The sequence below is a fragment of the Xenorhabdus griffiniae genome, from assembly GCF_015163655.1.
In the GTDB taxonomy this organism is placed as follows: domain Bacteria; phylum Pseudomonadota; class Gammaproteobacteria; order Enterobacterales; family Enterobacteriaceae; genus Xenorhabdus; species Xenorhabdus griffiniae.
The window spans coordinates 17,558-29,298 of record NZ_JADEUF010000043.1 but is presented as its reverse complement, the minus strand read 5'-3'; the positions used below and the strand labels follow the sequence as shown (position 1 = coordinate 29,298).

Genomic DNA, 11,741 nt, shown 5'->3' with positions numbered 1-11,741 from the left:
TTATAATTGCTTAAATGGAATGATTTGTAGTATGTAATGAAATTTGACTTAGGTTAAATTATGTAGGATTATGTGTACAGTTTGGTATATTTTGTCCAGTTTATAACCTCAAGAAAATCATCAACAAGAATGATATATGTCAATAAACATGAGGTTAGACAAAATTCTCTACTTTTTGCAGGTTTATCTTAATCAATCTACTAAAAATCATTAAAAATCAATTAAATAAATTTATTTAAATAGACAAAATCCCATAAAATAAAAATCAGGAACATATTGGTTATCTTTCATGCAAGGAGAATCGGACCTCTGTTTAAGCCGCATCGGTAACTCAGCCGAAAAAATATGCAGAGGTAGCCATAAGGCAAGGATGACAAAAACAAGGCGCATGTTAGAAAACAAAAACGGCGAATCAGGTGGTAACAATAGGCATACCGTGAACGATAATCCGTCAAGGCAGGCTCTATTTTACGGGCAACTAGCGGGGCAAAAATCGAACTCATTTTAAGCTTCAGCAATTCTCCTTGATGACGCCATAACTTACTAATGAAAAAAGGATGAGATATGGAAGATGCAAACCTATTAGTCGGAAAACGTATTCAGATCAAAAGGAAAGAGCTAGGTATCACTGCTACAGCATTAGCAAATAGACTCGGCCTCAGTCAACAGCAACTTTCACGCTACGAAACGGGAGTGAATCGAATCAATCTCTCCCATCTCGTTGTTATTGCCTGTATATTTAATACGCCAATCCAGTGGTTTTTCGAAGACTGCAAACCAGTCAAGAAAGAGGACAATGCTGTTAATAAAATTACAGATCAATATATCCCCATTGCCGAGACAATTATAGGCAAGAATGGTTACTGAATGAGGCAAGATAACTTCGTCAGAAGCCTGTTGTTTACTGATTTCAATTATCCCAGTCAGGCTTCTGATTCTTGTCATGTCACGATACATGGCGGCAATTCATTATCGAGAGTGTCCCACTATATTCGATATGTCAGCAATAAATCGCTTAATGGTCATCAATTCTTCCGGCGAATAGTTTTCCAATATTTGCAACCATCTTGCTTCTATTTGCCGATGCAGTTTTTCATGCGCAGAAAATATCTGTTTCCCTTCGTCAGTGAGGCTGAAATAGGTCTCTTTCTGGTTATCTACCATTTTCAGTTTTTCAACGATAGAGCGCTGAAGAAGTTTTGCACAGATCTTTGAGATGGCCCCCTTGGTCATTCCCAGCGCCTGGCTGATACTTGTGATATTTAATAATACCGATTCTCCTATACACTGGATCACATGTAGTTCAGACAATGAATAGCCACTGAGCCCATATTCGCGGAGTGTCTCTTCATTATGCCCTCTCTTAATACCATCTCTTAGCTGTATCAAGTGATTAACTGCGGCAAGGATCTCACGTTGGTAAACTGTACTATTACTCATTTACAACTTTTCCAAAATAATGTTTCTGAGGAAAATATTATTTGCATCATAACAAAAAGAGAAGAAAAAGATCTTTACAAAATCTCCCCGTTTATTAATCTCCATATTGTTTCCTTGGAAACAAAAATGGAGAAAAAAATGAATCGATATAACTCAACTCGTCATGTAAAGGTAATTTTCTACCTGGTATGCTTTAGTACCCTATTAGGATCTCTTGCACAAAATATCTATGTTCCCGTAATCCCTACCATACAGGCGCTATTCAATGCGTCCCTACCTTTAGTAAACCTGACGGTATCAGCATTCACATTTGTTTTAGCTATTATGCAAATCGTGTATGGCCCACTAGCGGACAATAAAGGCCGTAAAGCCATTTTACTTCCTGCTCTGACTATTTCCGTCATTGGCTCTGTTGGTTGTGCGACGGCTTCCGATATTTATTGGCTGATTGCCTTTCGAATAGTTCAAGCTATTGGGATTGCCGCTATTCCTGTTATTGCAGCGACAATTATTGGTGATCTGTATGAAGAGCAACATCGCGCCAAAGCCATCAGTACTTATCAGATGTTGTTAACGCTGACCCCGGCTTTGGGACCACTGCTCGGAGGCTATTTAGCCGAATTAAACGGATATGTTGCGATTTTCCAATTTATTGCTGTTATCGGTGGGCTAATACTGATCAGCAATTTGCTTTGGTTACCAGAAACTAAACCTGAAACCATACCCGAAAATATGCCAAGACCGTCAGCAAGTGCCAAAAAGGTGTTTTGGCAGTTCGGCCAGATTTTGTCAGATCGCATCACGCAATCCGTTTTCTGTATTGGTTTTATGTTGTCCTATTGTTATTTCTGTTTTTTGACTTTTTTACCCATCATCTTAAACCATGAATATGATTTCAGCCCTGCCGATATCGGTTGGATGTACATTCCCATATCACTGGCAATGATTGGTGGCAGCTATAGCTATCGTTTACTCCATCATCGGTTATCTGAGATAAATGACCTAATTATCAGTAGCTTGCTAAATCTGGCTTTAATCCTGTTGTTTTCCATCACATATCGGTTCGGCATTCCCACATTAATTACTGTCACCGCTTTATACGGTTTCACGCTGGGGTTATCGATACCTACACATACCACTTTACTACTAACAACATTTGTGGAAGAACGGGCAACTGTGATTGGGCTTTATAATTTTATTCGATATATGGGAATGGCTGTTGGCCCAATGGTTGGCAGTGTCTTGTTATTCAATAACCACTATGAATGGGTATTTTTAACGGGGGCGTTGTTATTTGCTGCATCTATCGGTTTCACTGCCATCATGACTCAACGGCACAGTAAACGGCGATAGCAGCGCTTATAAGGCAATTTAGTGGGAAATAGCCCAAATCGCTGCAATATTCCGTGCCGTTATCTGCAAATTATCGGCACCATTGGCAAGGGCATCAGCAAGGGAACAAACCTCTGGTATGATGGAAAAGACCGCATCCAGCCCGTGCTGATGCACAACATGATAGTCTCGGCTCATTCCCCCAACTAACGCAATGGTGGGAATGCCAAACTTTTTCGCAACACGGGCAACACCAATAGGGGTTTTACCGTATATGGTCTGGCTATCCAGACGCCCTTCCCCCGTAATGACCAGAGCTGCACCCTGAATCGCTTTTTCCAGTTGCAAGGTTTCGATAACAATTTCAATACCAGGCTGTAATCTTGCTCCCAAACACCCCAATAAGGATGCGCCCATCCCTCCAGCCGCACCAGCACCAGCAGCATCAATCACGCTTTTTCCCGTTAGGGATTCTATTTTCATGCCATAATGACGCAATGCAGAATCTAACGATTTCACCATCTCCGGTGTCGCGCCTTTTTGTGGACCAAATACCGCTGATGCTCCCTGTTCACCACATAATGGGTTATTCACATCACAAGCCACGATAAATTCAATTTGCCTGAGACGTGGATCAAGGTTCGTTAAGTCAATCCCTTCCAGCCGAGTTAATGCCGCGCCACCGAATGGCAGAATACGACTGTCCCCATCCAATAAAGTCGCACCAAGTGCCTGCATCATGCCTGCGCCACCATCATTGGTTGCACTGCCGCCAATACCTAAAATCAGTTTGTGTATCCCCTGTTCCAATGCAGCCAGAATCAATTCTCCCGTTCCATAACTCGTCGTTACCAGAGGGTTACGCTGCTTCATCGGCACCAAGTGCAAACCAGAAGCGGTAGCCATTTCAATCACTGCGGTTTTTCCATCGCCAAGCAGACCAAAAAATGCCTCAACAGGTTGCCCCAAAGGATCAGTAACAGTACACACGATACGTTTTCCTCCGGTTGCAGCCACCAGTGATTCGACTGTCCCTTCGCCGCCATCCGCCATAGGTAACTTGATATAGTCTGCTTGCGGATAAATCTCCTTAAATCCCCGCTCTATTGCCTGTGCCACCTGCAAGGCACTCAAACTTTCCTTAAATGAATCAGGGGCAATCACAATTTTCATCATGGAATTTCCTCAGTTCTTTGGTGCTGTTTGTTTTACACGCATAAAAAAAGCGATAAACAAATTATCGCTTTTTAATCCAGAAAATTTTGCTCAGCTAAGAGATTACGCTTCAATAGCCAGTCGCAATTTCTTCATGGCATTTTTTTCTAGCTGCCGAACACGTTCAGCAGATACACCATACTTATCCGCTAATTCTTGCAAGGTAGTTTTGTTGTCATCATCCAACCAACGAGAACGAATGATGTCCTGGCTACGTTCGTCCAGCCCTTCCATCGCCACAGAAAGCTTATCCGCAGCGTGAGTTTCCCAGTTATCTTCTTCAATGCCATCGGCAAAGTCAGAAGCCTTATCTTGCAAATACAGCACCGGAGCCACTGGCTGGCTATCATGATTGTCATCATCAGAAGACATATCAAATGCCATATCCTGCGCTGACATGCGGGATTCCATCTCTCGGACATCTTTGCTGGTCACGCCCAATTCTTTGGCAACCAGTTCAATTTCATCCTGATTGAACCACCCCAGACGCTGTTTAGCCTTGCGCAAATTAAAGAACAGCTTACGCTGAGCTTTTGTTGTTGCGACCTTCACAATACGCCAATTACGCAATACATATTCATGGATTTCTGCCTTAATCCAGTGAACAGCGAAAGAAACCAGACGTACGCCCACTTCTGGATTAAAACGACGAACCGCTTTCATCAGGCCAATATTACCTTCCTGAATTAAATCCGCTTGCGGCAGACCATAACCGGCATAACTGCGGGCAATATGAACAACGAAGCGCAGGTGAGAAAGAATCAGCTTTTTCGCTGCATCCAGATCTCCCTGGTAATGCAGCCTTTCTGCCAGTTCCTTCTCTTCCTCGGCAGAAAGCATAGGATAAGCATTGGAGGCACGGATGTACCCTTCCAAACTACCTTGTGGAACTAACGCCAAAGTTTGCATTTCTTTTGTCATTCAAATTCTCTCAAAATTAGATCCAAATTGATGGCCTTCAAATTTGCCTGAGTTCACCAGTATGGTTTATTCAAGCCAAAGATACGTCTATTTTACCACCATAGAGATCATATTCAAATCGCCTCAGTTGTGCGAATAGCAGGACAAAACCATAACTGTGATTTTGACAACAATTATGCCCAACAGTTCAGTAAGCCCTGCAACACCTTTATTCTGGCCTAAAACGACGTAAATGCTGAATTGTCGCAAACCATGCAGCTATCCAACCAATCATACCTGAAATAAGCACTAATAAGAGTGATTCATCCCACTCCAAACCATGCAGTGTAAAGCTAGTACCGAAAACACTCGCCACTTCTGTGACCACATTGGAAAGTTTCCACACCAGCAGGGAGGAGAGGATTAAGGAGAATATTGCGCCCAAAATCCCCAATAAAGCTCCACCATTGAGGAAAGGACGCAAAATAAAACCATCCGTTGCCCCAATCAACTTCATGACATTAATCGTCTCACGACGGCTAAAGATGCTCAGCCGGACACTATTACCGATGACCAAGAGCAGTGCAACCACCATCAAAATACCTATCACCGCTGCAATTCTGCCTACAAGGTCAGCCAACGCGGTCAAACGGGCAAACCAGCTATCATCCATCCTGACTTCTTCAATGCCTTTAATCTGCGCAACTTGATCGCGCAATGTTGTTAGCGCCTGAGAATCCTGAAAATTCAATTTAGGAGAAACGATGGCAACCGCCGGCAGAGGATTTTCTTCCAGCAAATCGAGCGCGCTGGCAAAACCTGACCACGCACGAAATTCGTTTACGGCTTCGTCACGGGAAAGGTAATTGACCGATTTCACGCCATCCATATTTTTCAACTGATCAATGACCTGTTTAACGCTATTGTCATTCAGTGACTTATCCAAATAGACCGTGAGTTGTGGAATGGGATACCACTGCATCACTGCTTGATTGACGTTTTTCCAAACAATATAGAACACACTCGGCAAGGTCAGGGAAATCGCTATCACCATAACCGTCAGCAACGTTGCCAACGGTTGGCGGAACATATCGGACAGCGTACTTTTCCACGCATAACGCCACTGTACACGCCATCCCCCTTTTAATGATTTGGATTTTGGGGAGTGTGTTTTTTTCGCTGAATGACGGACATACTTAGCCATGATGTCCTCCTTGCATACGTCCCTGATTCAGAGTCAAGATACGATATTTTCTTCGTTCAATGAGGGCTGTATCATGGGTAGCCATCAGAACCGTCACGCCGACTCGGTTAAATTCTTCAAACAGACGCATGATCCCCTCTGATAATGCCCCATCCAAATTTCCCGTCGGTTCATCTGCCAGCAACACGGTTGGCTTATTCACCACCGCACGAGCGATACCAACACGCTGTTGTTCTCCACCGGAAAGCTGAATGGGGAAATTTTTCGCTTTGTCCAGTAAGCCGACCTTATCCAACGCTGCAGATACCCGTCGACGAATGTCTTCAGCACTTGCCCCTGAGATGATCAGCGGCATAGCGACATTCTCGTATACGGTACGATCCAAAAGCAGGTGATGATCCTGAAAAATCATGCCGATCTGACGGCGCAGAAAAGGGATCTCACGGGATTTTAATCGGCTAATGTCATGACCAGAAAACCAAATATGGCCTGCGCTAGGGCGTTCAATACCACAGATAAGTTTCAAAAGTGTACTTTTACCGGCCCCTGAATGACCGGTTAAGAATGCCATTTCTCCTGGAAGTAGATGAAAATCCACCCCTTGCAGCGCCTGCCGCCCTCCCAGATAGGCTTTACTGACCTGTTCAAAGCGAATCATTGATAGTTAATCCTCTCGGGCAAAAAGAGCCTCAATAAAATCGTCTGCCTTAAATGGACGGAGATCTTCAATGCCTTCACCCACACCAATGTAGCGGATTGGGATCTCAAATTGGTCGGCAATAGCGAAGATAACTCCCCCTTTCGCAGTACCATCCAGTTTGGTCAGTGAAATACCCGTCAATCCCACAGCTTCATGAAATAGTTTAGCCTGACTTACTGCATTTTGACCTGTGCTGGCATCCAGAGTCAGCATAATTTCATGAGGTGCGTCTTCGTCCAGTTTTTTCATCACGCGAACGATTTTTTTCAGTTCTTCCATCAAATGGGATTTGTTCTGCAAGCGCCCAGCGGTATCTGCAATCAGGACATCAATACCTTTAGCCTTGGCTGACTGGATGGCGTCAAAAATCACCGAAGCGGAATCTGCTCCTGTATGTTGGGAAATCACTGGGATTTTGTTGCGTTCTCCCCAAACTTGTAACTGCTCTACCGCAGCCGCACGGAAAGTATCTCCAGCTGCCAGCATGACGGATTTGCCTTGTGAATGATATTGACGCGCCAACTTTCCAATCGTGGTCGTTTTACCAACCCCATTTACTCCCACCATCAAAATGACATAAGGTGATTTGCTTTCTATCTCTAGCGGCTTATCAACTTTCGCCAGAATGGTTGACATCTCTTCTTTCAGTTTAGAGTAAAGTGCTTCTGCATCTTTCAACTCTTTACGGCTAGCGTGGTCTGTCAGATTAGTAATAATCTTACGAGTCGTTTCAACGCCCACATCTGCAATCAATAATTGCTCTTCCAACTCTTCAAACAGATCATCATCAATTTTCTTGCCACGGAATAATCCCAAGAAGCCGGAACCAAGATTTTGACGAGTTTTAACTAAGCTGCGTTTCAGACGAGCAAAAAATCCCTCTTTAGTCGGTCGTTCTTGTTCCTTAGGTAAGGCCGCCTCTTCCGCCAAACGTTGCTGTTCTGCCTCTTCTGCCGCACGACGGGCCGCTTCTTCCGCCAAACGCTGCTGTTCTGCCTCTTCTACCGCACGACGGATTGCTTCTTCCGCTAAGCGCTGCTGTTCTGCCTCTTCTGCTGCGCGACGGGCCGCTTCTTCTGCCGCATGACGAGCTGCTTCTTCCGCTAAACGCTGCTGTTCTGCCTCTTCTGCCGCGCGACGGGTTGCTTCTTCTGCCGCATGACGGGCTGCTTCTTCCGCAGCAACTCTTTCTTGTTCAGCTTGTTCTTCTTGCTGTTTGTTATCTTGACGACCAAGTCCAAACCAAGAGAAGAAACCTCTTTTTTTCTCTTTTGCCATCGGCCACTACACTCCTCGCGGTTAAGTTAGATATATGCTGTTATATCCACTGAGATAGGTTCTAACGGTAATGAATCAAGTCTAACATTTTCATCACACCACAACACATATCTATAGAGGATTTCGTGGTAAATTAATCAATGGATATCTTCGTTTTCACTCACTTTTTGTCTCCGCCAGATATTATTGAGTCGCGGCGGATGGCAAATATTTAAGTTATGTAAATTATGACTAAAAAACCACAGCGTCTGTCTTTGGGACAAATCCGCATTATTGGCGGAAAATGGCGCGGAAGAAAATTGCCGGTCCCTGATAGTGACGGCCTTCGTCCAACAACAGATCGCGTTCGCGAGACACTTTTTAACTGGCTTATGCCAGTGATTCAGGGTGCTCGTTGCCTGGATTGTTTTTCAGGTAGCGGAGCGCTTGGATTTGAAGCTTTGTCTCGTTATGCCAGCCACACGACCTTAATTGAATATGATCGTAATGTGGCGAAACAACTATCGGCTAACCTGGCCTTACTGAAAGCTGAAAATGCCGATGTGGTGCAAGGCAATGCACTACAATACCTTAACAACACCGGAACACCATTTGATGTGGTTTTCCTCGATCCACCATTCCGTAAGGGAATGCTGGCTGAAACAATCAATTTATTGGAAGCCAATAACTGGCTGGCAGAAGAAAGCTGGATTTATGTTGAGGCAGAAGCAGAATCTGCTGCGACAGAAGTTCCCCCAAACTGGCAACTGCATCGGCAAAAAACGGCCGGACAAGTCGCTTATCGTTTATATATTCGCCATCAATAATCCAGTGTCTAGACGACTTAGAGCGTGTTGACGTTTTGCGAGGAATTATTAGACAACATGATGATTTGGTATAATTACTTTCGTCAAAAAACAACCAAGCCTCATCATCATGCCGCGAACTATATTAACAGATCTCTACTAGAATAAGCTATCTGCATTAATGCAACACACGGGATGGATATAACAAACCTGAGCATCGCTTGACGCTGGAAAGTATTCTTTATCAAATGCGAACCAGCATTCCCTAGCGCGATTCAATGCCTAGCCCCAAAAAGATGTACTTCGCTTTCTGATAAAGAATGGTTGTTTATTGATGGCAGTATTGTCCGTACTCACCAACATAGCGCAGGAGCTGCATCAGACAATGATGAGGCGATGGGTAAAAGTTGTGGGGGACATTCGACAAAAATCCATTTAGCGATAACCGCCAACTTTTAAATAACCATCGCAACATCAAACAGCGAACCGAGCCTATGCTGGGATTTAAAAATTTCAGGCGAGCACAAACTGTATTAGCGGGTATTGAATTAGCCAGCATGTTACGTAAAGGACAATACTCACAATAGCCGGAATGTCCGATTTCACCCGCCGCATTTTTCTATCAACTGACTGAATAAAAATAATCGCACCCTCTTCTGACCCACTTCCTCTGTTAATGCGACAGAACCAACGGTTGTAGCACATTACGAATGTGTGTCACTGTCTGCCTGCAAACGTTTTTTGTACAACAGACAACATATTATGTTGTATTAGGAAGTATGTTTAGCAAATTAGTATGCATTACTGAATAAATCACTCTAAGTATAGAAGTTAAATTTATACATTTATAATAAAGAGGAATTATGCAGTTTAGCTCAGTAGATAAGATAGTTAACGATAATATTTTCATAAAATTCAATAAATTTTGCTGTCATACAGATCTCTTCGTCAAAGTGGAAGGATTGAATGCTGGGGGTTCTATAAAAATGAAAACGGCCATCGCACTTATCAACGATGCCATTGCCAACAAAAGATTAGACAAAACAAAACGATTTATTGAGTCAAGCTCCGGTAATCTTGGGCTATCATTGAGCATTATTGCCGCATCAAAAGGATTACATTTTACCTGTGTAGTAGATAAAAATACGTCTTTGCAGAATATTAAAATGATGCACGCTTTGGGGACAGATATCATCCTTATTGAAAAAAAAGATGAACAAGGCGGTTATTTAGGTAATCGTTTGGCATACATTCGTTCTGCGATAAAACAAGATCCCGATCTTATTTGGCTGAACCAATACAAAAATATGGCTAATCCAACAGTACACGCCGAAATGACAGCAAAATCTATTTTGACCGAGTTCGGCAAAGTTGACTACCTATTCATCGGTGCGGGTACTACGGGAACATTGATGGGATGTGCCAATTTCTTTCGCCGCTGTTCCCCTAAAACCCAACTCATCGCCGTTGACTCCATCGGCTCCGTTACCTTTGGCACGCCCGGTAGCCCACGTTATTTGCCGGGACTTGGCTCTAGCGTACAGCCCCATTTTTTTGACAAAAGCCGCATTGATATGTTGATTCAGATCCCCGAAGCAGAAACTGTTGCGAGCTGCCGCGATGCTGCGCGTCGTTTTGGTTATCTTGCGGGGGCTTCTACGGGTACGGTATTAGCCGCAGTGAAACGTCTTCAGACTGATATACCCAAAGATGCCATTGTGGTAGCGATTTCACCCGATATGGGCAGCAATTACATTGATACCGTTTATAACGATGAATGGTGTGACCTCACGTTTGGCACGTGTTGGAAAATGACTGAAAAACATGTTGATATGGAAGGAGGAAAAGAATATGTCTAACGGACAAATGAATTTTGAAGTTATTACTGGCGATTTTATCAATCAAGTCATTTCCTCTTCTCGACCTAAGATTATCAGTCTGGTTTGCCAAAGTTATTTGACTCACCATCAAAATAAAACAGAGAATCCTGACAGTTATTTTTTACGTTTTAAAAACAAACCAGAAGCAAGGATTATTGCGTTACCGGCCGCTATTGATAATCCAGAGGAAAATATATCTATTTCTGGTATCAAATGGATTGCCAGTTATCCACGTAATATCGAATCAAACCTGCAACGTGCTTCAGCGGTTATTTTGTTAAATGATTATGAGACAGGTTACCCGTTCGCCTGCCTGGAAGCCTCCCAAATCAGCGCTGCGCGTACCGCTGCATCTGCCGTGTTAGCCGCCAATCACCTTGGTTCAGTGAGTAAGCAAGCCAAAAGTTTGTCGATCATTGGTGGCGGCCTGATAGGCAGAACCATTATGGCCTTTTTCAAAGATGAAGGATGGCAGTTTGATGATGTGTTGGTTCATGACATATCTGAAGAATATCTCAATATTTTTATTAATAAAATCAATGCACAAAATCTCTATCAAGTACGGGCAGCAGCAGACCAGGCCGAAGCGTTAACTGCCGATATTGTGGTTTTCACAACAACGGCAGCCTCACCCTATATCACAGATGAAAAGACATTCGCTCCCCATCAATTGGTTCTCAATATTTCCTTGCGCGATCTGTCTCCGGAAATTATTTACACAAGTAATAACGTGTTAGACGATATTAGCCATTGCATGAAAGCTAATACTTCACCTCATCTGGCTGAGCAAATATATGGTCACCGCTGTTTTATCAACGGTACTCTGGCACAAATAATAAAGGGTGAAATAACGCTTGATAAAACCAAAGCGACTATTTTTTCTCCTTTTGGACTGGGCGTGCTTGATCTAAGTTTGGCGATGTTTATTTATCAAAAAAATCAGCAGATGCCGGGTCGATATATCATCCCCAATTTTTTCCCTGATACCCAACGCTGGAGTCTTTAGT

At 43.4% G+C, this 11,741-nt stretch carries 11 protein-coding genes and 2 pseudogenes; 7 read left to right on the top strand and 6 right to left on the bottom strand.

Annotation, left to right across the window (positions count from 1 at the left end):
* Positions 1-564 precede the first annotated feature (564 nt).
* A complete protein-coding gene (locus IQ211_RS08875) occupies positions 565-867 on the top strand; it encodes a helix-turn-helix domain-containing protein (RefSeq protein ID WP_189760836.1) in 303 nt (100 codons plus the stop codon).
* A 102-nt stretch (positions 868-969) separates the two neighbouring features.
* On the opposite strand, the gene IQ211_RS08870 is transcribed toward IQ211_RS08875, so the two are convergent.
* A complete protein-coding gene (locus IQ211_RS08870; RefSeq protein ID WP_189760837.1) occupies positions 970-1,440 on the bottom strand; it encodes a MarR family transcriptional regulator in 471 nt (156 codons plus the stop codon).
* Between the two features lie 138 nt (positions 1,441-1,578).
* On the opposite strand from IQ211_RS08870, the gene IQ211_RS08865 reads away from it, so the two are divergent.
* Positions 1,579-2,793 (top strand): MFS transporter, encoded by a 1,215-nt coding sequence (locus IQ211_RS08865; RefSeq protein WP_311062281.1) that lies wholly within the window; start codon positions 1,579-1,581, stop codon positions 2,791-2,793.
* Positions 2,794-2,811: 18 nt separating this feature from the next.
* On the opposite strand, the gene IQ211_RS08860 is transcribed toward IQ211_RS08865, so the two are convergent.
* From IQ211_RS08860 to ftsY, 5 genes are all read right to left on the bottom strand, one after another.
* Positions 2,812-3,945 (bottom strand): glycerate kinase, encoded by a 1,134-nt coding sequence (locus IQ211_RS08860; RefSeq protein WP_189760842.1) that lies wholly within the window; start codon positions 3,943-3,945, stop codon positions 2,812-2,814.
* Between the two features lie 105 nt (positions 3,946-4,050).
* Positions 4,051-4,908, bottom strand: coding sequence for an RNA polymerase sigma factor RpoH (gene rpoH / locus IQ211_RS08855; RefSeq protein WP_189760839.1), 858 nt, complete (start codon positions 4,906-4,908; stop codon positions 4,051-4,053).
* A 208-nt stretch (positions 4,909-5,116) separates the two neighbouring features.
* Complete coding sequence (ftsX, locus tag IQ211_RS08850; RefSeq protein ID WP_189760840.1) at positions 5,117-6,091, bottom strand: permease-like cell division protein FtsX; 975 nt, start codon at positions 6,089-6,091, stop codon at positions 5,117-5,119.
* Positions 6,084-6,749, bottom strand: coding sequence for a cell division ATP-binding protein FtsE (ftsE, locus tag IQ211_RS08845; RefSeq protein WP_074024812.1), 666 nt, complete (start codon positions 6,747-6,749; stop codon positions 6,084-6,086). The genes ftsX and ftsE overlap by 8 nt, the downstream gene beginning before the upstream one ends.
* 6 nt (positions 6,750-6,755) lie before the next feature.
* Positions 6,756-8,069: a signal recognition particle-docking protein FtsY gene (gene ftsY, locus IQ211_RS08840; RefSeq protein WP_193836348.1), complete on the bottom strand. Its 1,314-nt coding sequence runs from the start codon at positions 8,067-8,069 to the stop codon at positions 6,756-6,758.
* Between the two features lie 227 nt (positions 8,070-8,296).
* Between ftsY and rsmD the strand changes: the two genes are divergently transcribed.
* From rsmD to sbnB, 5 genes and pseudogenes are all read left to right on the top strand, one after another.
* On the top strand, positions 8,297-8,875 hold the full coding sequence (rsmD, locus tag IQ211_RS08835; protein WP_189759562.1) for a 16S rRNA (guanine(966)-N(2))-methyltransferase: 579 nt from the start codon (positions 8,297-8,299) through the stop codon (positions 8,873-8,875).
* Positions 8,876-9,035: 160 nt separating this feature from the next.
* Positions 9,036-9,298: pseudogene (locus tag IQ211_RS08830) on the top strand (hypothetical protein); the annotation flags it as partial.
* A gap of 17 nt (positions 9,299-9,315) precedes the next feature.
* Positions 9,316-9,441: pseudogene (locus IQ211_RS08825) on the top strand (DDE-type integrase/transposase/recombinase); the annotation flags it as partial.
* Between the two features lie 276 nt (positions 9,442-9,717).
* Positions 9,718-10,713, top strand: a complete 996-nt coding sequence (sbnA, locus tag IQ211_RS08820) for a 2,3-diaminopropionate biosynthesis protein SbnA (RefSeq protein WP_189759563.1) — start codon at positions 9,718-9,720, stop codon at positions 10,711-10,713.
* On the top strand, positions 10,706-11,740 hold the full coding sequence (gene sbnB / locus IQ211_RS08815; RefSeq protein WP_189759564.1) for a 2,3-diaminopropionate biosynthesis protein SbnB: 1,035 nt from the start codon (positions 10,706-10,708) through the stop codon (positions 11,738-11,740). The genes sbnA and sbnB overlap by 8 nt, the downstream gene beginning before the upstream one ends.
* Position 11,741 lies beyond the last annotated feature (1 nt).